Below are 19,196 nucleotides of genomic sequence, written 5' to 3'. Positions count from 1 at the left end.
GTGAGTGCTGAAGATCTGGAGAACTACGAGGCCGGCCTGGAGCTGGGCCTCTACCGCGAGTACCGCGACGTCGTGGGGCTGTTCTCCTACGTGGTCGAGACCGAGCGCCGCTTCTACCTCGCCAACGAGGTCGACCTGCAGGTGCGGTCCGCGGGCGGCGAGGTGTTCTTCGAGCTGACGCTCGGCGACGCTTGGGTGTGGGACGTGTACCGCTCGGCGCGGTTCGTCCGGTCGGTGCGGGTGGTGACGTTCAAGGACGTCAACGTCGAGGAGCTGCCCAAGGCGGAGCTCAACCTGCCCTCCTAACCGCTTGGCCGGGGCGGGTTGCTGCACCGCACCGCCCGACGACGTGCCCGTCCACCGGTGGCACCCGCCGCCGGTCGCCATGACGGGCGCCTGCGCGACGCTGGTCGCGGAGGTGATGGCCGGTGGCCGCCAAGGACGAGGTCGGTGCCGCGGGGGAGCGGATCGCCGCCGCCATGCTCGAGGCGGACGGCTTCGAGATCCTCACCCGCAACTGGCGCTGCCGCGAGGGCGAGATCGACATCGTCGCCCGCGACCCGCAGGACGGCGCGATCGCCTTCGTCGAGGTCAAGACCCGCAGCGGCATGCGCTTCGGGCACCCCGCCGAGGCGGTGACGCCCGCCAAGCTCGGCCGGCTGCGACGGCTGGCCGGCCGGTGGCTGACCGAGCACGCCACGCATGCCGGGCAGGTCCGCATCGACGTCGTCGCGGTGTGGCCGCGACCGGGTCGGCCGGCGCTCGTCGAGCACCTGCGGGCGGTGGGCTGAGTGGGGCTCGGGCGCACCTGGTCGGTGGCACTGGTCGGCGTGGCGGGCCACCTCGTCCAGGTCGAGGCGCACGTGGCCAACGGGCTGCCGGCGTTCATCATCGTCGGGCTGCCCGACGCGTCGCTGTCGGAAGCCAAGGAGCGGGTGCGCGCCGCGGTGACCTCCAGCGAGCTGCCGTGGGAGGCCCGGCGCCGCACCGTCAACCTCTCCCCGGCATCGCTGCCGAAGGCTGGCTCGGGCTTCGACCTCGCCGTCGCGGTCGCCTGCCTGCTGGCGTCCGGGCTGCCCGCGGCAGCGGTGGCCGGCCGCTCGGTCCACCTGGGCGAGCTCGGCCTCGACGGCCGCATCCACCCGGTCCGCGGCGTGCTGCCGGCGGTCGCCGCGGCAGTGGCCGCCGGCCGGCGCGACGTCGTCGTCCCGGCCGGGAACCTGGCCGAGGCGCGGCTCGTTCCCGGCGCCCGTGTGCGAGGCGTCCACCACCTCGCCGAGCTGGCGCGCGACTACGGCCTCGACGTCGCTGCGCCCGCGCCGCCCGCCCCGGTGCCGGCCGCGCCGCCGCCCCCGCAACTCGACGCCGACCTCGCCGACGTCCTCGGCCAGCCCGACGCCCGGTTCGCGCTCGAGGTCGCGGCGGCCGGCGGGCACCACCTCTTCCTCGTCGGGCCGCCCGGGGCGGGCAAGACCATGCTCGCCGCCCGGCTGCCCGGCATCCTGCCTGACCTCGACGACGACGCCGCGCTGGAGGTCACCTCGATCCACTCAGTGGCCGGCACCTTCGACCCCGCCGCCGGCCTCCTGCGCCGACCACCGTTCGAGGACCCGCACCACACCGCGACGGCGGCGGCCGTCGTCGGCGGCGGCTCGGGCGTCCCGCGGCCGGGAGCGGCCTCCCGTGCGCACCGCGGGGTGCTGCTGCTCGACGAGGCGCCGGAGTTCCAGCGGCGCGTCCTCGACTCGCTGCGCCAGCCCCTGGAGAATGGCGAGCTCGTCATCCACCGCGCCCGCGGCGCCGCCCGGTATCCCGCCCGGTTCCAGCTGGTGCTCGCCGCCAATCCCTGCCCGTGCGGCCAGGCCTCCGGCAAGGGGTTGCGGTGCACGTGCTCGCCGTTGGTGCGCCGCCGCTACCTCGCGAGGCTGTCCGGACCACTGTTGGACAGGGTCGACATCCAGCTCGACGTCCCCGCCGTCACCCGCGCGGAGCTCTCGACGACGGCGGAGAGCAGCGCCGACGTCGCCGCCCGGGTACGGCGCGCGCGGCAGGTCCAGCAGGACCGGTGGGCACAGACCCCGTGGCGCACCAACGCCGAGGTGCCCGGTGGCTGGTTGCGGTCCTCCGAGCACGGCCTCGGCGACGGTCCGCGGGTGGCGCTCGAACGGGCGTTGGACGCCGGCACCCTCAGCCTGCGCGGCATGGACCGGGTGCTGCGCCTGGCGTGGACGCTGGCCGACCTGGCCGGCGTCGCCCAGCCCGGGCTCGACGAGATCGGCGGCGCGATGAGCCTGCGGACGCGAGGAGCGAGCTATGGCTGACCTGCCGTTCGACGTCACCGATGAGCGTCTCGCGGCGGCGGCGTGGACGCGGCTCGCCGAGGCGGGCGACCTGGCGGCCGGGCTGCTGCGAGCCGCCCTCGGGGCGTCCGGCGCGCTCGACTGGCTGTGCCACGCGGCGCGTCAGGGCCCGGCCGCCGCGGCTGCCCGGCCGTCCTGGATGAGCGCTGGCGAGGCCTCTCAGGCGCGCTGGTCGCAGTCGGTGGCCCGCTGGCTGCCCCGGTTGCCCGACCTCGACATCCGCCGTGAGCTCGACGTCCTCGCCTCTCTCGGTGGGCGGTTGGTCGTCCCGGCCGAGCCTCAGTGGCCGGCAGCGCTCGACGATCTCGGGGCCGCCGCACCCGCGGCGCTGTGGTTGCGCGGGCACGGCCGGCTGACCGACCTGCGCCGGACGGCGGCGGTCGTCGGTGCCCGGGCCAGCACCGGCTACGGCGAGCACGTCGCGGCCGAGCTGGCGAGCGGGCTGGCCGGCAGTGGCGTCGTCGTCGTCTCGGGTGGCGCCTACGGCATCGACGCCGCCGCCCACCGCGGCGCGCTCAGCCGGGACGCACCGACCTGTGCGGTGCTCGCCGGGGGCGTGGACCGGCTCTACCCGGCGGGCAACACCGCGCTGCTCGAGCGGATCCTCGACGACGGGCTCGTCGTCGCGGAATTCCCGCCGGGCAGTGCTCCTACCCGCTGGCGCTTCCTCCAGCGCAACCGGCTCATCGCCGCCCTCGGGCAGGTCTGCGTCGTCGTCGAGGCCGCGTGGCGCTCGGGGGCGCTGAACACCGCCAACCACGCGGCCGGCCTGCTGCGACCGGTGGCCGCGGTGCCCGGTCCGGTCACCTCGATGGCGTCGGCCGGCTGCCACCGGCTGCTGCGCGAGAGCGACGCGGTGTGCGTCACCGATGCCGCGGAGGTCCTCGAGCTGCTCGCCCCGATCGGCGACCACCTGCCTACCGAGCCGGCGGTCGCGCCGGGCCTGCTCGACGGCCTCGACCCGGTGGCCGGCCGGCTGCTCGACGCGATGCCGGCGCGTGGTGCGGCGACGCCGCAGAGCCTGGCGCGCGCCGGTGGGCTCAGCCCGGAGGAGGTGCGGTCCGGCCTCGGTCGGCTCGAGCTGGCGGGCGAGGTGCAACGGCACGGCAGCGGCTGGCGGCGGGCCCGTGACGACCGGTGAGCCGCAGCCGGCTACGCCCGCCACCGGCGTGGGGGCCGACGTCGCGGGCATGCGCGCGGCACGGTGGGGGGATGGCGCACCTCGACGGACTCCTCGACGCCTTCGGGCGCCATCTCGCGCTGCAGCGGAGCCTGTCCGAGCACACCGTGCGCGCCTACCTCGGCGACACCCGGTCGTTGCTGGCGACCATCGCCCGTGAGGACGACGACGGCGGTCAGCCCACCGTGGACCTCGCCGAGCTCGACCTCACCGCGCTGCGCCGCTGGCTCGCCGAGCAGTCCCGCGCCGGCCGGTCGCGCGCCACCATCGCGCGCCGCGCCGCGGCAGCCCGCGCGTTCAGCACGTGGGCCCACCGGCAGGGCCATCTCACCGAGGACGTCGGCGCCCGGCTGCAGAGCCCCCGGCCGGACAAGCGGGTCCCCGAGGTGCTCGACGTCGGGGAGGCCACGACCCTCCTCGAGGTCGCGGCACGGCTGGCCGATGACGGCGACCCGGCAGCACTGCGCGACTGGGCGGCGCTCGAGATGCTCTACGCCACCGGAGTGAGGGTGAGCGAGCTCGTCGGGATCGACCTCGGAGCGGTCGACCGGCCCGAACGCACCGTGCGGGTGCTCGGCAAGGGGGGCGGCGAACGGGTGGTGCCCTACGGGATCCCGGCCGACGGCGCGCTCGGGCAGTGGCTCGACCACGGCCGGCCAGCGCTGGCCACCGCCGCTTCGCCGCCGGCGGTGTTCCTCGGCGCCCGCGGCGGGCGGCTCGGCGTCCGGGCGGTGCGCGAGCGGGTCCACGCGCTCACCGCGCTCGCCGGCGTGCGCGACCTCGCCCCGCACGGGCTGCGGCACAGCGCCGCGACCCACCTGCTCGCCGGCGGCTCCGACCTGCGCACCGTCCAGGAGGTCCTCGGCCACTCCTCGCTCGCGACGACGCAGCGCTACACCCACGTCACCCCCGAGCGGCTGCGCGCCGCCTACCGCCAAGCCCACCCCCGCGCCTGACTTCCCCACCGTCCGCGACAGCAGACCTCTCGCCGACAGCAGACTTGTCTGCGAGAGCAGACTTCTCGCCGAGAGCAGACTTGTCCGCGAGAGCAGACTTCTCGCCGACAGCAGACTTGTCTGCGAGAGCAGGCTTCTCGCCGAGAGCAGAGTTGTCGACGCGCGCAGAGTGATCCCGGAAACGTTCTTGGGAGGCTCGGCTCGACGTAGTCAGGGACGTCCGTGCCCCGGCAGCAGCCGGATCACTACCTCGTCGCGGAGCAGCGCCATCGGGTCGATGTAGTCGTCCTTGCCGAGGCGGGCCCCCCAGTGGAGGCACGACGTCGGAGCGCAGTGGCTCCGGCCCGCCAGCCGACCCACGACGTCGCCCCGCGACACGTGCTGGCCCCGGACCACCTCCGCCTCGACGGGCTCGTACGTTGTTCGTACGCCGTCGTCGTGATCGATGGAGACGACGCCCCGGTCAACCACCCGCCCGGCGAACGCGACGACGCCGTCCGCCGCTGCCAGCACCGGCGCGCCGTCATCGAGCTCGAGATCGACGCCTCGGTGGCCCGCTGCCCACGGGACGTCCGGGCCGTCGAAGCCCCGGACGAGCGGTACAGCGCCGCCTGTCGGCCAGTCGTAGATCGACCGGCCACGGCTGTCAGGTGCGGTGGCGGGGACGGTAGCCCGCGCCAGCTCGACCGTCGACGACGTCGCGAGGTCGCGGTCGCCTTGGTGCCCCAGCAGCAGCGCGCCGCCCACCGCGAGCAGGGCCGTCCCGGTCGCGACTGCCGTCCACATACCCATCGGACGATCATCGTGCTGCCACATCGAGCCCGCTTGCGGCGTCGGTGCTCGGGTGGGCGCCGTGACTGCCCGGGCAGCTGTGGAGCAACGTGCGGGAGCACGCGTGGAGAATCCCGCTGTCGGCGACGATCCCGCTGTCGGGGACAAGTCTGCTCTCGCGGACAATCCCGCTGTCGGGGACAAGTCTGCTCTCGCGGACAATCCCGCTGTCGGCGCCAGGTGTGGTGTGGGGGACAACTCTGCTGTCGGCGCGAGGGGGCGGGGCGGGGGTGCGGTAGGATTGCCGCGCAGCCGGAGTCATCCGGCTGACATCGCGTGCCCACATGTCGTCGCGCAGTCGGTTCATCCCGACCCAGCTCGACGAGGCTCGCCGGCAAGGTCCCGCTTCACCGCGGGTGCCGGTGGTCGTGAGCACCAGGCGCAGCGGTCACCTGACCGGATGCGAACAACCGAACTGCGTGCCGACCGAGACGGGCCTCCCGCCGGTACGGCGCGCCCGACGTGCGAGGACACCTCGCACCGAGAAAGGACGAGCCATGGCCGTCGTCACCATGCGCCAGCTCCTCGAGAGCGGCGTCCACTTCGGGCACCAGACCCGCCGCTGGAACCCGAAGATGAAGCGCTTCATCTTCACCGAGCGCAACGGTATCTACATCATCGACCTCCAGCAGTCGCTGACCGACATCGACCGTGCCTACGAGTACGTCAAGGAGACGGTCGCCCACGGCGGCACCATCCTGTTCGTCGGGACCAAGAAGCAGGCGCAGGAGGCCGTGGCCGAGCAGGCCGCACGCGTGGGCATGCCCTACGTCAACCAGCGCTGGCTCGGTGGCATGCTCACCAACTTCGCGACCGTCAACAAGCGTCTGCAGCGCCTCAAGGAGCTCGAGCAGGTCGACTTCGACGACGTCGCCGCCAGCTCCTTCACCAAGAAGGAGCTGCTCATGCAGCGCCGCGAGAAGGACAAGCTCACGCGCACGCTCGGCGGGATCCGCGACATGGTCAAGGTGCCGTCGGCGGTGTGGATCGTCGACACCAAGAAGGAGCACCTCGCGGTTGCCGAGGCGCGCAAGCTCAACATCCCGGTCGTCGCGATCCTCGACACCAACTGCGACCCGGACGAGGTCGACTACGGCATCCCCGGCAACGACGACGCGATCCGCGCGGTCGGCCTGCTCACCCGCGTGATCGCCGACGCCGCGGCCGAGGGCCTCGTCGTCCGTCACGGTGGCAGCGGCGGCGCCGCTCCGACCGAGGCCGAGCCGCTCGCCGAGTGGGAGCGCGAGCTCCTCGCCACCCACGAGGCCACGCAGAGCGACCAGGCCTCGCCGGCCGCCGCCGAGCAGCCTGACGCCGCGGTCGAGGCCGCGCAGCACGTCGCCGGCACCACCAACGAGGCCGTCGACGTCGCGGAGGCCGCCGACACCGCCGAGGTTCCTGCCCCGGTGCTCGACGCCCAGAGCGCCGACGCCACGCAGACCGCGGACAACGCGCCGGCCGCCGAGGCCGCAGCGGAGGCCGCCGAGGCACCCGCCGAGGCCGCTGAAGCACCCGCGGAAGCCGCTGAGGCACCCGCCGACGCGGACAAGCCCGCAGCCGACCAGGCCTGAGCCACCCTCAACACTCCGGAGAGATTGCACATGGCGAACTACACAGCCGCTGACATCAAGGCCCTGCGCGAGAAGACCGGCGCCGGCATGCTCGACGTCAAGAAGGCCCTCGACGAGGCCGACGGCGACTCGCAGAAGGCGCTGGAGATCATCCGCGTCAAGGGGCTCAAGGGCGTGGCCAAGCGTGAGGACCGGGCCGCTTCCGACGGCCTCGTCGCGGTCGAGGTCGTCGCCGACGGCGACGGCGAGACCGGCGTCCTCGTCGAGGTGAACTCCGAGACGGACTTCGTCGCAAAGAACGAGATCTTCGTCGCGCTCGCCGACAAGGTGCTCGCCGCCGCGGTCGCCACCGGCGCCGCAGACGTCGAGGCACTGCTTGCCGCCCCCACCGGTGACACCACCGTGGGCGAGCTGGTCTCGGAGACCGCCGCGACCCTCGGCGAGAAGCTCGTCGTGCGCCGGGTCGTCCGTGTCTCGGGCGAGAAGGTGACGAGCTACCTGCACCGCACCGCCAAGGACCTGCCCCCGCAGGTCGGCGTGCTCGTGGCCACCGATGCCGCCGCGGCAGAGGTCGCCCGGGACGTCGCGATGCACATCGCGGCGTTCTCCCCGAGCTTCCTCACCCGTGAGGACGTCCCGGAGGAGACTGTCGCCGGCGAGCGTCGGATCGCCGAGGAGACCTCGCGCAACGAGGGCAAGCCGGAGGCCGCGCTGCCGAAGATCATCGAGGGTCGTGTCGGTGGCTTCTTCAAGGAGGTCGTCCTGCTGGACCAGCCCTTCGCGCGTGACCCGAAGTCGACGGTCGGCAAGATCGTCGAGGCTCGGCCCGCACGGGCCGGGGCCACCGGTGCATGACCATCCGGAGGCACCCATGACCGATCACCTCGTCCCTGCGGGGACCACCGACACGCCGGCTGCCCGCCGCGTCCTGCTCAAGCTGTCCGGCGAGGTCTTCGGTGGTGGCGCCATCGGTCTGGACGCCGACATCGTCGCCGGGGTCGCCCGGGAGATCGCTGAGGCCTCGCGCACCGGCGTCGAGATCGCGATCGTCGTCGGCGGCGGCAACTTCTTCCGCGGCGCCGAGCTCTCCGAGCGCGGCATCGACCGGTCCCGCGCCGACTACATGGGCATGCTCGGCACCGTGATGAACGCCCTCGCGCTGCAGGACTTCCTCGAGCAGGCCGGGGTGCGCACCCGGGTGCAGACCGCCATCACCATGGGCCAGGTCGCCGAGCCCTACATCCCGCTGCGTGCCATCCGGCACCTGGAGAAGGGGCGCGTCGTCGTGTTCGCCGCCGGCGCCGGGATGCCGTACTTCTCCACCGACACGGTCGCCGCGCAGCGCGCGCTGGAGACCCACTGCGTCGAGGTGCTCGTCGGCAAGAACGGTGTCGACGGCGTCTACACCGCCGACCCGCGCCTCGAGCCCGACGCCCGGCTGCTTCGCCACGTGACCTACGGCGACGCGCTGCAGCGTGGCCTGCGCGTGGTGGACGCCGCGGCGTTCTCGCTGTGCATGGACAACGGTCTCAACATGAGAGTGTTCGGCATGACCACCCCGGGCCACGTCACGCGCGCGCTGCTGGGTGACAAGATTGGCACACTGGTCACGGTCGACGGCGGACCCGCCGTCGAGGCCGGACCGACCGACGCCGACCAGGCGGACGTGGACGAGACGAAGGAGCAGCGGTGATCGACGAGATCCTCCTCGAGGCCGAGGAGAAGATGGACAAGGCTGTCGAGGTGGCGCGCGAGGACTTCTCGAACATCCGCTCCGGCCGCGCGAACGCGGGGATGTTCACGAACATCCTCGTCGACTACTACGGCGCCCCGACCCCGCTCCAGCAGCTCGGGTCGCTCACCATCCCCGAGGCCCGCACCGTGCTCATCACCCCGTACGACCGCGGCGCCACCGCCGCGATCGTCAAGGGCATCCGGGAGTCGAACCTCGGGGTGAACCCGACCGACGACGGCAACGTCATCCGCATCACGCTGCCGGTCCTCACCGAGGAGCGGCGCCGGGACTACGTCAAGCTCGCCCGGACCAAGGCCGAGGACGCACGGATCTCCATCCGCAGCGTCCGGCGCCGCGCCAAGGAGGACCTCGACCGGCTGAAGAAGGATGGCGAGGCCGGCGAGGACGAGGTCGACCGCGCCGAGAAGGAGCTGGAGTCGCTGACCAAGCAGCACGTCGAGACCGTCGACGAGCTGCTCGGCGGCAAGGAGCGAGAGCTGCTCGAGGTCTGAGCGGTCGGTGTGAGCATCAGTGAGGGAGGGCCGTCCCCGACGCGACGCCAGCTGCGAGAGGCGGCCGAGCTCGCGCGGCAGCCACTCGTGCCCCCGGTGGCGCCCAAGCCCGCGCCCGAGGTGACCAGCCGCGCCGGGCGCAACCTGCCCGCGGCGATCGGCGTCGGGCTCGGGCTGCTCGCCGTCCTCGGCCTGAGCCTGTTCGTCCGCGCGGAGGCGTTCGTCGTCCTCGCACTGGTCGCCACCAGCGGCGGGCTGTGGGAGTTTGCCCGGGCCGTCGCGGCCCGCGGCATCACGGTCCCGCTGCTGCCGCTGTGGGTGGGCAACGCCGGCATCATCGTCTCGGCCTACGCCGCCGGCACCGACGCGATGCTCGTCGCGTTCTTCCTGACCGCCGGCGGCGTGTTCGTGTGGCGGGTGCTCGACGGCGGTGGGCCTGACGCGCTGCGTGACGCCTGTGCCGGGGTGCTCGGCGCCTGCTACGTCTCGGTGCTCGCCGGCTTCGCGGTCCTGCTCCTCAGCCACGACCGTGGGCCGTGGCTGGTCCTGACCTTCATCCTCTGCGCGGTCGCCAACGACACCGGCGGCTACATCGCCGGGGTGCTGCTCGGCCGTCACCCGCTGGCACCGTCGATCAGCCCCAAGAAGTCGTGGGAGGGCCTGGCGGGGTCCTTCGTCCTCGCCTGCGCCGTCGGATCGGCGATGGCCGTGCTCGCGCTCGACGCACCGTGGTGGGTCGGGCTGCTCGTCGGCGCGGTGGCGGTGGTCACCGCGACCCTCGGCGACCTCGCCGAGTCCCTGCTCAAGCGGGACCTCGGCCTCAAGGACATGGGTAGCCTGCTGCCCGGTCACGGCGGGGTGCTCGACCGCCTCGACTCGCTGCTGATGACCGCCCCCGCCAGCTACCTCCTGCTCACCACGCTCGTCGGCTGACCTGCCGATCAGCAGATCCTCAGCAACATCTGGAAGAATCGCATCCCTATGGCCACCACCACTCCCCCGCCCCTCTCCCCTCCAAGCCGCCGCGTCACCTCGCGGACCTCACCCGCGCTGAGCGCGCCCAGGCACTGGTCGACAAGGACCTGCCCGGGTACCGCGCGGACCAGCTGTCGCGCCACTACTTCACCCACCTGACCCGCGACGAGCTCGAGATGAGCGACCTGCCGGCCGACGGCCGCCCGGAGCTGGTCTCCGAGCTGTTGCCGGAGCTGCTCACCGACGTCCACACGATGGCCGCCGACGGCGGTGCGACCCGTAAGACGCTGTGGAGCCTGCACGACGCCGCCAAGGTCGAGTCGGTGCTCATGCGCTACTCGTCGCGGGCGACGCTGTGCGTCTCCTCCCAGGCCGGCTGCGGGATGGCCTGCCCGTTCTGCGCCACCGGCCAGCAGGGACTGACCCGCAACCTCTCGACCGCCGAGATCGTCGAGCAGGTCCGGCTGGCCTCGGCCGCGTGCCGTGACGGGCTCCTCGCCGGCGGCGAGACCCGGCTGACGAACATCGTGTTCATGGGGATGGGCGAGCCGCTGGCCAACTACAAGGCGGTCGTCGGCGCGGTGCGCCGGATGGTCGAGCCGTCGCCGGCCGGATTCGGGCTGTCCGCCCGCAACGTCACGGTCTCCACGGTCGGTCTCGTGCCGGCGATAGACAAGCTCGCCGCGGAGGGCATGCCGGTCACCCTCGCGGTCTCGCTCCACGCCCCGGACGACGAGCTGCGCGACGACCTCATCCCGATCAACTCCCGCTGGAAGGTCGGTGAGCTGCTCGACGCGGCCCGCCGCTACTTCGAGGCCACCGGCCGCCGGGTGAGCATCGAGTACGCCCTCATCCGCAACATCAACGACCACGCGTGGCGGGCCCAGCTGCTCGCCGACGAGCTCACCAAGCGTGGCAAGGGCTGGGTGCACGTCAACCCGATCCCGCTCAACCCGACGCCGGGCTCGAAGTGGACCGCCTCGGACCCGGAGGTCGAGGACACCTTCGTGCGCACGCTGCGCCGCGCCGGTATCCCGACGACGGTGCGCGACACCCGCGGCAGCGACATCGACGGCGCGTGCGGCCAGCTCGCCGCCGAGTCGCTCGCCCGCTCGGCCCCGAAGGGGGAGGAGCCGCCGCGATGACCACGCTGTTCCCGGCCGCGGGCCGGATGTCGACCGGGTACGACCGCGAGCAGGTCGACGCCTTCTTCGCCCGCGCCCGCGCCGACTACGAGGGGGGCACCGCCGAGCCGCTGACCGAGCACGACGTTCGCTCGGTGGCCTTCGACCTCGTCCGCGCCGGGTACAGCACGGTCGCCGTCGACGCCGCGCTCGACCGCCTCGAGGCGGCGCTCGTGCAGCGCCGCCGGGACAGCTTCATCGGCGGCCAGGGGCAGCAGGCCTGGATGGACAAGGTCGCTGACCTCGCCACCACGCTCTACCCCCGGCTGGTGCGGCCGGCCGGTGAGCGGTTCGCGCCGCCGGAGTCCGGCAAGGGCTACCAGCGGGAGGCCGTCGACGCCGTCATGGACCGGCTCATCGGCTACTTCGACGCCGACGCCGACCTCAGCGCCGCCGAGCTGCGCGCCGCCATCTTCCCGTCGGCCCGGGCCGCCAACGCCTATGCCGAGGGGCCGGTCGACGCCTACCTCGACCGTGCCGTCGAGGTCCTGCTGGCCGTCGAATGACCACCCTCACGCTGCTGGGTGCCACCGGTTCGATCGGCACCCAGGCGCTCGACGTCGTCGCGCAGCAGGGCGTGGCGGTCGCCGCGCTCGGCGCCGGGGGGCACCAGCTGCGGACGCTGGCCGAGCAGGTGCTCGACCACGACGTCCCGGTCGTCGCCGTCGCCACCGGTGACGCCCAGGACGTGCGGGACGCCGTCGCCGCGGTGGCCGCCGAGCGCGGCCGGCCGGCCCCCGCCGTCGACGTCCTCGTCGGCCCGGCGGCGATGACCGAGCTCGCCGGCGCCGGCAGCGACGTGGTGCTCAACGCGATCACCGGGTCCGTCGGCCTCGAGCCGACGCTCGCCGCGCTGCGGGCCGGGTCGCGGCTGGCGCTGGCGAACAAGGAGTCGCTCGTCGTCGGCGGCGCGCTCGTCCGGGCCGCCCGGCGCGACGCGGACCAGATCGTGCCGGTGGACTCCGAGCACTCCGCGATGGCGCAGGCGCTGCGCTCGGGCGCCTCCCACGAGGTCGCCCGGCTGGTCCTCACCGCCTCCGGCGGGCCGTTCCGGGGCCGTACCCGCGCCGAGCTGCGCGACATCACCGCCGCGTCTGCGCTGGCCCACCCGACCTGGCAGATGGGCCCGGTCATCACCATCAACTCCGCCACCCTGGTGAACAAGGGCCTCGAGCTCATCGAGGCGCACCTGCTGTTCGACGTTCCCACCGACGACATCGTCGTCGTCGTCCACCCGCAGTCGGTCGTCCACTCGATGGTCGAGTTCACCGACGGGTCGACCATCGCCCAGGCCTCACCGCCGGACATGCGGCTGCCGATCGCGCTCGCGCTGTCCTGGCCGCAGCGACCGTCGCAGCAGGCGGTCGCTCCGTGCCGCTGGGACGAGCCCACCGCGTGGACCTTCGAGCCGCTCGACGAGGACACCTTCCCGGCCGTCCGGCTCGCCCGGCAGGCCGCGGCAGCCTCGGCCACCCACCCGGCGGTGCTCAACGCCGCCAACGAGGAGTGCGTCGCCGCCTTCCGGGCCGGCGCGCTGTCCTTCCTCGGCATCACCGAGGTCATCGAGCAGGTGCTCGCCGAGCACGACGGCGTGCCCGCCGACCGTCTCGACCTCGCCGGGCTGCACGAGGCCCAGCGCGAGGCACGCGCCCGCGCCCGGCAGCTGGTGTCGGCACGATGAGCTTCCTGGTCGGGGTACTCGTCCTCGTCGTCGGCCTCATGCTCTCGATCGCGCTGCACGAGGTCGGGCACCTGCTGCCCGCCAAGCGCTTCGGGGTCAAGGTCAGCCAGTACTTCGTCGGCTTCGGCAAGACCCTGTGGTCGGTGCGCCGCGGGGAGACCGAGTACGGCGTCAAGGCCGTGCCGCTCGGCGGCTACGTCCGGATGGTCGGCATGTACGCGCCGGCGCGCGCCGGCACCCCGGTGCGCCGCAAGCCGTCGGGCCGGGCCACGCTCGTCGAGGAGGCCCGCGAGTACTCCCAGGCAGAGGTCCTGCCGGGGGAGGAGGACCGCACCTTCTACGCGTTGAGCGTGCCGAAGAAGCTCGTCGTCATGCTCGGCGGGCCGGTGATGAACCTGCTCATCGCCGTCGTCCTCATCGCCGTCATCCTCGTCGGCTTCGGCACGCCCGCGTTCACCCGCACTCTCGGCAACGTGCAGGAGTGCCTCGAGACCGAGGACGGGACCGGGCTCGAGGCCGGCTGCCCGGCCGGCTCGTCGGCCCCGGGAGCCGGGGCCGGACTGCTGGCCGGCGACACCGTGCTGTCGTGGAACGGGGTGCCCACCCAGGACTGGGACGACGTCCGGGCCGCCATCGCCGACGCCGGGACCGGCGCGGTGCCGGTGGTCGTCGAGCGGGACGGTCAGCGGGTGCCGCTCACCGTCAGCGCCGCGATGGTGGAACGGCCCGTCGTCGACGACGGCGAGGTCCGGCTGGACTCCGCCGGCGAGCCGGTGACAGCGCCCGCGCCGTTCGTCGGCATCGGCCCGACGGCAGCGCTCGTGCGTCAGTCGCCGGCCGAGGTGCCCGGCTACGCCTGGGACGCCGTCGTGGCGACCGGCCGGGTCGTCCTCACCCTGCCGCAACGGCTCGTCGACGTCGCCCAGGCTGCCTTCGGCGAGGAGGAGAGGGACCCCGGGGTGGTCGGCCTCGTCGGGGTGGGCCGGTTCGCCGGGGAGATCGCCTCCCTCGAGGGCGCCGACTACGGGCTCGCCGAGCGCACCGCGGACATGCTCGGGCTGCTCGCCTCGCTCAACCTCGCGCTGTTCATGTTCAACCTCATCCCGCTGCTCCCGCTCGACGGCGGTCACGTCGCCGGCGCGCTGTGGGAGGGGCTGCGGCGGCGGCTCGCCCGGCTGCGCGGCCGGCCCGACCCCGGCCCGGTGGACGTCGCGCGGGCGCTGCCGCTGACGTACGTCGTCGTCGTCGCGATGCTCGGCATGAGCCTGCTGCTCGCCTACGCCGACATCGTCCGTCCCGTCACCCTCACCGGATGAGCCGTGCGTCGTGTGCCGCGCAGCGATCTGGGTGATACTGGCGTGGTGAGCACACCGATCTCCCTGGGCATCCCGACCGTCAAGGAGGCGCCGCCGGTCCTGGCGCCCCGCAGGGCCACCCGCCGGATCCGGGTCGGTGACGTGGAGGTCGGCGGCGGGGCGCCGGTGACGGTGCAGTCGATGACGACCACCAAGACCCACGACATCAACGCCACGCTGCAGCAGATCGCCGAGCTCACCGCGTCCGGCTGCGACATCGTCCGGGTGGCCTGCCCGACCGACAAGGACGCCGAGGCGCTGAAGATCATCGCGATGAAGTCGCAGATCCCGGTGATCGCCGACATCCACTTCCAGCCGAAGTACGTCTTCGCGGCGATCGACGCCGGTTGCGGCGCGGTCCGCGTCAACCCGGGCAACATCCGCAAGTTCGACGACCAGGTCAAGCAGATCGCCCAGGCGGCCTCGGACGCCGGCGTGTCGCTGCGGATCGGCGTCAACGCGGGGTCCCTCGACCCGCGGCTGCTGAAGAAGTACGGCAAGGCCACTCCCGAGGCACTCGTGGAGTCCGCGGTGTGGGAGGCCTCGCTGTTCGAGGAGCACGGCTTCCACGACTTCAAGATCTCGGTCAAGCACAACGACCCGGTCGTCATGGTCCGGGCCTACGAGATGCTCGCCGAGCGCGGCGACTGGCCGCTGCACCTCGGCGTCACCGAGGCGGGCCCCGCCTTCCAGGGCACCATCAAGTCGGCCACCGCGTTCGGGGCGCTGCTGTCGCAGGGCATCGGGGACACCATCAGGGTCTCGCTGTCCGCGCCGCCGGTCGAGGAGGTCAAGGTCGGCAACCAGATCCTCGAGTCCCTCAACCTGCGGCCCCGCAAGCTGGAGATCGTGTCCTGCCCCTCCTGCGGGCGCGCCCAGGTGGATGTCTACACGCTCGCCGACGAGGTCACCGCCGGGCTCGAGGGTATGACGGTGCCGCTGCGGGTCGCGGTGATGGGCTGCGTCGTCAACGGCCCGGGCGAGGCGCGCGAGGCGGACCTCGGCGTGGCCTCGGGCAACGGCAAGGGCCAGATCTTCGTCAAGGGTGAGGTCATCAAGACCGTCCCGGAGGACGAGATCGTCCAGACGCTCATCGCCGAGGCGAACCGGATCGCCGCCGAGATGGGGCTCGAGACGGACGCCGCCGGGCCGGTCGTCACCGTCGGCTGAGACGATAGTGATCGGGCGGTGGCGCCAGCACGGCACCCGGGTGCGCGCGCTGCGCGGCGAGGACAAGGACGCCGCGCTGGCGTTGTGCGCCCTCGACCCGGTCGGCAGCGTGCTCGCCGCCGTGCAGGCCGAGCAGCTCGGCAAGCGACGGCTGCCCGGCATGGAGGTCCTCGGCCTCTGGGAGGACAGCGAGCTGCGGGCGCTGTGCTGGGCGGGCGCCAACCTCGTGCCCGTCGGCGTCACCACCCCCGGGCTGCTCGACCTGCTCGCGGAGCACGTCGCGGAGCGTGGCCGGCGTGCGTCCTCGATCGTCGGCCCGGCGGACCAGGTACTGGCGCTGTGGCAGCGGCTCGGCGGGCGCTGGTCGCGGCCCCGGGAGATCCGCGCGGCGCAGCCGTCGATGGTCATCGACGGCGAGCCGGCCGTGGCGCCGGACCCGCGGGTCCGGCTGTCGCGGGTGAACGAGCTCGGGCTCGTCGTGCCCGCGTGCGTGGCGATGTTCACCGAGGAGGTGGGCTACTCACCGGTGTCCGCCGGGGGCGGCTACGCCCAGCGGGTCCAGGAGCTCGTCACGGGCGGGCGCTCCTACGTGCGGATCGACGACGGCCCCGACGGCCGCCACGTCGTGTTCAAGGCCGAGGTCGGCGCGCTGGCGCTCGGCGTGGCGCAGATCCAGGGCGTCTGGGTGAACCCGGCCTACCGCGGGCAGGGCGTCGCGGCCCCGGCGATGGCCGCCGTCGTCGCCGACGTCCAGGCGCGGCTGGCGCCCACCGTGTCGCTCTACGTCAACGACTTCAATACCGCCGCCATCGCGACGTACCGCCGGGCCGGCTTCCGGCAGGTCGGGACGTACGCCACCGTGTTGTTCTAGTCGCGATACGCTGGCCCGCGTGCTGAATCGGATGTCCACCCTGTTCCTGCGGACGCTGCGCGAAGACCCGGTCGATGCCGAGCTTCCCAGCCACCGCCTCCTCGTGCGTGCCGGCTACATCCGGCGCGCCGCCCCCGGGATCTACACCTGGCTGCCGCTCGGGCTGCGGGTGCTCGGCAAGATCGAGCAGGTGGTGCGCGAGGAGATGGCTGCCGCCGGCGCCCAGGAGGTGCACTTCCCGGCGCTCCTGCCGCGCGAGCCCTACGAGGCGACCGGCCGGTGGACCGACTACGGCCCCAACCTGTTCACCCTCAAGGACCGGCGCGGCAACGACTACCTGCTCGCGCCCACCCACGAGGAGATGTTCACGCTGCTGGTCAAGGACCTGTACTCCTCGTACAAGGACCTGCCGCTCACCCTCTTCCAGATCCAGACCAAGTACCGCGACGAGGCCCGGCCGCGCGCCGGCCTGCTGCGCGGGCGCGAGTTCATCATGAAGGACGCCTACTCCTTCGACATCGACGACGCCGGGCTGGAGCGCTCCTACCAGGCGCAGCGCGACGCCTACGAGCGCATCTTCACCCGGCTCGGCCTGGAGTACGTCGTCGTCGCCGCGACCAGCGGCGCGATGGGCGGCTCCCGCTCGGAGGAGTTCCTCTTCCCGACGCCGTCCGGCGAGGACACCTTCGTCCGCTCGCCCGGTGGCTACGCGGCGAACGTCGAGGCCGCGCTCAGCGCGGTGCCCGAGAGCATCGACGCCACCGGCCTGCCGGCCGCCGAGGTCCGCGACACCCCCGGCTCCGCGACCATCGAGACGCTCGTCGACCTCGCCAACGAGCGTCACCCCCGCGACGGCCGGCCGTGGACCGCGGCCGACACCCTGAAGAACGTCGTGCTCGCCCTCGCCCACCCCGACGGCACCGAGGAGCTCGTCGTCGTCGGCCTGCCCGGCGACCGCGAGGTCGACCTCGGCCGCCTAGAGGGAGCGCTCGAGCCCACCGTCGTCACGCCGGCCACCGACGAGCAGATCGCCGGCCGTCCGGAGATCGTCACGGGCTACCTCGGGCCCCAGGTCCTCGGCCCCAACACGCCCGCCGGTGACGGCGAGGACCGCACCGCGCTGCGCTACCTCCTCGACCCCCGAGTGGTCCCCGGCACCAGCTGGATCACCGGCGCGAACGAGGAGGGCACGCACGTCTTCGGTCTCGTCGCGGGCCGCGACTTCGCCGCCGACGGCACCATCGAGGCCGCCGAGGTGCGCGCCGGGGACCCGGCGCCGGACGGCTCGGGACCTCTCGAGCTGGCTCGCGGTATTGAGATCGGCCACGTCTTCGCGCTCGGCCGCAAGTACGCCGAGGCGCTCGGGCTCAAGGTGCTCGACGAGAACGGCAAGGCTGTGACGGTCACCATGGGCTCCTACGGGATCGGCGTCAGCCGCGCGCTGGCGGCGGTCGCGGAGAACACCTGCGACGACCTCGGGCTCGCCTGGCCGATCGACCTCGCGCCCTACCAGGTGCACCTGCTGGCCACCGGCAAGGACCCCGAGGTGTTCGCGGCGGCGGAGCGGATCGGCGCCGAGCTGTCCGCGCGGGGCATCGAGGTGCTGCTCGACGACCGGCCCAAGATGTCCGCCGGCGTGAAGTTCGCCGACTCCGAGCTGCTCGGCATGCCGTTCGTGCTCGTCGTGGGCCGCGGGCTCGCCGACGGCACCGTCGAGCTGCGCTCCCGGGCCACCGGTGAGCGGCTACAGGTTGCCGTCGCCGACGCGGTCGAGACGGTTGCGGCGGCCGTCCGCGACGGTCTCGCCCGCTAGCGAGCAGCCGGCCCTGGCCCGTCAGCCGGTCAGCCCCGGCAGGGCCGGCAGCTCGGCGTCCCACGAGCGGGCCTGCCCCGCGGCGTGGGTGGCGGCCGCGACCAGCGCTGCGGCGTCGGGGAGCGGCGCGGCGTCGGCCGACGCGAGACGGGCGAGGAACGCCGTCATGACGTCGAGCTCGGCCTGCGCCGCCAGGTGGCGCTGCGGGGTCGTGCCCTCCGGCGCGGCCGCCAGCACCGTGCTGACGTCGTAGGCGACCTCACGCAGATCCTCCCCGGGGACCTCGCTGGCGGCCAGCGCGCCGAGCTCGGTGGCGCGCTCGACGGCGGTCTCGCGCGCCCCGCCGGAGCTCTGCGCCGCGACCACCTCGAAGGCATAGCGGGCGGCGTCCAGCGCCTGCACGGTGGGGGCGTCGAGACCGGCCGCCGGGGCGGGCAGCGGCGCGCCGGCCGACGGCGGCGGCTCGACGCCGAGTGCAGCGGCGAGGTCCGCCGCGGCGAAGGTCCGGGAGACCGAGACCGCGGCCAGCAGCCGGCCGAGCTCACCGGGGGCCGCGGCGGCGGCCTCGCCGGCGGAGCCTGCGCCGTCGACGAGGGTGGTGAGGGCCTGCTCGGCGGTCAGCGGCGGCGCCGCCGACGGGGCCGGGGGAGCCGTCGGGTAGGCGGTCGCCCCGGGGCCGGCACCCGGCCACGGCTCCCAGACCCCGCCGAGCGCCGCAAGGTGGGCCTCGGCGTCGACGGCGACGTCGGCGAGCACGGCCGCCGCGGCGTCGTCCCCGTCCGGGACGGCGAGGCCGGCCAGCGTGGCGGACTGCGTGGCCGCGGCCTGCCGGGCGACCTCCGCGGCGTCGGGCGCCTGGACCTCCGGTGGCGGGGTGTCCCAGCGCAGCGAGCAGCCCGCGAGGAGGAGGAGGGTGACAAGCGCCACGACGACGCGGGCGGTTCGGGAGAGCATCGCCACGATCCTGCCACGGCGCCCCGGCCGCACCCGCCAGGAACGGCC

General features: G+C 73.7%; 20 protein-coding genes. 18 read left to right on the top strand and 2 right to left on the bottom strand.

Features of this window, described 5'->3' with window-relative positions:
• The 5 genes from V2J52_RS08700 to V2J52_RS08680 all read left to right on the top strand — a co-directional run bounded on the left by V2J52_RS08700 (position 1) and on the right by V2J52_RS08680 (position 4,496).
• Positions 1-306 (top strand): DUF2469 domain-containing protein, encoded by a 306-nt coding sequence (locus V2J52_RS08700; protein ID WP_331227299.1) that lies wholly within the window; start codon positions 1-3, stop codon positions 304-306.
• Between the two features lie 122 nt (positions 307-428).
• Entirely contained in the window at positions 429-791 is a 363-nt protein-coding gene (locus tag V2J52_RS08695) for a YraN family protein (protein WP_331227298.1), read from the top strand.
• On the top strand, positions 792-2,321 hold the full coding sequence (locus tag V2J52_RS08690; RefSeq protein WP_331227297.1) for a YifB family Mg chelatase-like AAA ATPase: 1,530 nt from the start codon (positions 792-794) through the stop codon (positions 2,319-2,321). It abuts the gene before it with no gap.
• Positions 2,314-3,501, top strand: a complete 1,188-nt coding sequence (gene dprA, locus V2J52_RS08685) for a DNA-processing protein DprA (protein ID WP_331227296.1) — start codon at positions 2,314-2,316, stop codon at positions 3,499-3,501. Before V2J52_RS08690 ends, dprA begins: the two co-directional genes overlap by 8 nt.
• Positions 3,502-3,572: 71 nt before the next feature.
• Entirely contained in the window at positions 3,573-4,496 is a 924-nt protein-coding gene (locus V2J52_RS08680; protein WP_331227295.1) for a tyrosine recombinase XerC, read from the top strand.
• Between the two features lie 210 nt (positions 4,497-4,706).
• Here the strand turns inward: V2J52_RS08680 and V2J52_RS08675 are convergent, their stop codons facing one another.
• The gene (locus tag V2J52_RS08675; protein ID WP_331227294.1) at positions 4,707-5,288 is read right to left on the bottom strand and encodes a M23 family metallopeptidase; all 582 of its coding nucleotides are present in this window, start codon (positions 5,286-5,288) and stop codon (positions 4,707-4,709) included.
• An 89-nt stretch (positions 5,289-5,377) separates the two neighbouring features.
• On the opposite strand from V2J52_RS08675, the gene V2J52_RS08670 reads away from it, so the two are divergent.
• From V2J52_RS08670 to V2J52_RS08610, 13 genes are all read left to right on the top strand, one after another.
• Positions 5,378-5,566 carry a hypothetical protein gene (locus V2J52_RS08670; protein ID WP_331227293.1) on the top strand — a complete coding sequence of 63 codons (189 nt, stop codon included), beginning with the start codon at positions 5,378-5,380 and terminating at the stop codon, positions 5,564-5,566.
• Positions 5,567-5,824: 258 nt separating this feature from the next.
• Positions 5,825-6,898 (top strand): 30S ribosomal protein S2, encoded by a 1,074-nt coding sequence (rpsB, locus tag V2J52_RS08665; protein ID WP_331227292.1) that lies wholly within the window; start codon positions 5,825-5,827, stop codon positions 6,896-6,898.
• 30 nt (positions 6,899-6,928) lie between these two features.
• Positions 6,929-7,753, top strand: coding sequence for a translation elongation factor Ts (gene tsf, locus V2J52_RS08660; protein ID WP_331227291.1), 825 nt, complete (start codon positions 6,929-6,931; stop codon positions 7,751-7,753).
• A gap of 16 nt (positions 7,754-7,769) precedes the next feature.
• Complete coding sequence (gene pyrH, locus V2J52_RS08655) at positions 7,770-8,591, top strand: UMP kinase (RefSeq protein ID WP_331227290.1); 822 nt, start codon at positions 7,770-7,772, stop codon at positions 8,589-8,591.
• The gene (gene frr, locus V2J52_RS08650) at positions 8,588-9,145 is read left to right on the top strand and encodes a ribosome recycling factor (protein ID WP_331227289.1); all 558 of its coding nucleotides are present in this window, start codon (positions 8,588-8,590) and stop codon (positions 9,143-9,145) included. The genes pyrH and frr overlap by 4 nt, the downstream gene beginning before the upstream one ends.
• Before the next feature lie 96 nt (positions 9,146-9,241).
• Positions 9,242-10,078 (top strand): phosphatidate cytidylyltransferase, encoded by an 837-nt coding sequence (locus V2J52_RS08645; RefSeq protein WP_434056415.1) that lies wholly within the window; start codon positions 9,242-9,244, stop codon positions 10,076-10,078.
• A 29-nt stretch (positions 10,079-10,107) separates the two neighbouring features.
• Positions 10,108-11,265 (top strand): dual-specificity RNA methyltransferase RlmN, encoded by a 1,158-nt coding sequence (rlmN, locus tag V2J52_RS08640; protein WP_331227754.1) that lies wholly within the window; start codon positions 10,108-10,110, stop codon positions 11,263-11,265.
• Positions 11,262-11,810, top strand: coding sequence for a DivIVA domain-containing protein (locus tag V2J52_RS08635; protein WP_331227287.1), 549 nt, complete (start codon positions 11,262-11,264; stop codon positions 11,808-11,810). The genes rlmN and V2J52_RS08635 overlap by 4 nt, the downstream gene beginning before the upstream one ends.
• Positions 11,807-12,985, top strand: a complete 1,179-nt coding sequence (dxr, locus tag V2J52_RS08630) for a 1-deoxy-D-xylulose-5-phosphate reductoisomerase (RefSeq protein WP_331227286.1) — start codon at positions 11,807-11,809, stop codon at positions 12,983-12,985. Before V2J52_RS08635 ends, dxr begins: the two co-directional genes overlap by 4 nt.
• Complete coding sequence (locus V2J52_RS08625; protein ID WP_331227285.1) at positions 12,982-14,301, top strand: M50 family metallopeptidase; 1,320 nt, start codon at positions 12,982-12,984, stop codon at positions 14,299-14,301. Before dxr ends, V2J52_RS08625 begins: the two co-directional genes overlap by 4 nt.
• Before the next feature lie 45 nt (positions 14,302-14,346).
• Positions 14,347-15,510, top strand: coding sequence for a flavodoxin-dependent (E)-4-hydroxy-3-methylbut-2-enyl-diphosphate synthase (gene ispG / locus V2J52_RS08620; RefSeq protein ID WP_331227284.1), 1,164 nt, complete (start codon positions 14,347-14,349; stop codon positions 15,508-15,510).
• A 7-nt stretch (positions 15,511-15,517) separates the two neighbouring features.
• Positions 15,518-16,381: a GNAT family N-acetyltransferase gene (locus tag V2J52_RS08615; protein ID WP_331227283.1), complete on the top strand. Its 864-nt coding sequence runs from the start codon at positions 15,518-15,520 to the stop codon at positions 16,379-16,381.
• Between the two features lie 19 nt (positions 16,382-16,400).
• Positions 16,401-18,194: a proline--tRNA ligase gene (locus V2J52_RS08610; RefSeq protein WP_331227282.1), complete on the top strand. Its 1,794-nt coding sequence runs from the start codon at positions 16,401-16,403 to the stop codon at positions 18,192-18,194.
• 21 nt (positions 18,195-18,215) lie between these two features.
• On the opposite strand, the gene V2J52_RS08605 is transcribed toward V2J52_RS08610, so the two are convergent.
• Entirely contained in the window at positions 18,216-19,148 is a 933-nt protein-coding gene (locus V2J52_RS08605) for a hypothetical protein (RefSeq protein WP_331227281.1), read from the bottom strand.
• Positions 19,149-19,196 lie beyond the last annotated feature (48 nt).

It is taken from the genome of Georgenia sunbinii (assembly GCF_036421875.1).
In the GTDB taxonomy this organism is placed as follows: domain Bacteria; phylum Actinomycetota; class Actinomycetes; order Actinomycetales; family Actinomycetaceae; genus Georgenia_B; species Georgenia_B sunbinii.
Note: the sequence above shows the minus strand (reverse complement) of the source record. Positions and strands in the feature narration are given on the sequence as shown.

Coding starts and splice junctions, on each gene's coding strand:
- V2J52_RS08605 (WP_331227281.1), bottom strand. CDS start 19,148: ATGCTCTCCCGAACCGCCCGCGTCGTCGTGGCGCTTGTCACCCTCCTC.
- rpsB (WP_331227292.1), top strand. CDS start 5,825: ATGGCCGTCGTCACCATGCGCCAGCTCCTCGAGAGCGGCGTCCACTTC.
- V2J52_RS08635 (WP_331227287.1), top strand. CDS start 11,262: ATGACCACGCTGTTCCCGGCCGCGGGCCGGATGTCGACCGGGTACGAC.
- dprA (WP_331227296.1), top strand. CDS start 2,314: ATGGCTGACCTGCCGTTCGACGTCACCGATGAGCGTCTCGCGGCGGCG.
- dxr (WP_331227286.1), top strand. CDS start 11,807: ATGACCACCCTCACGCTGCTGGGTGCCACCGGTTCGATCGGCACCCAG.
- V2J52_RS08675 (WP_331227294.1), bottom strand. CDS start 5,288: ATGGGTATGTGGACGGCAGTCGCGACCGGGACGGCCCTGCTCGCGGTG.
- V2J52_RS08680 (WP_331227295.1), top strand. CDS start 3,573: ATGGCGCACCTCGACGGACTCCTCGACGCCTTCGGGCGCCATCTCGCG.
- V2J52_RS08625 (WP_331227285.1), top strand. CDS start 12,982: ATGAGCTTCCTGGTCGGGGTACTCGTCCTCGTCGTCGGCCTCATGCTC.
- tsf (WP_331227291.1), top strand. CDS start 6,929: ATGGCGAACTACACAGCCGCTGACATCAAGGCCCTGCGCGAGAAGACC.
- pyrH (WP_331227290.1), top strand. CDS start 7,770: ATGACCGATCACCTCGTCCCTGCGGGGACCACCGACACGCCGGCTGCC.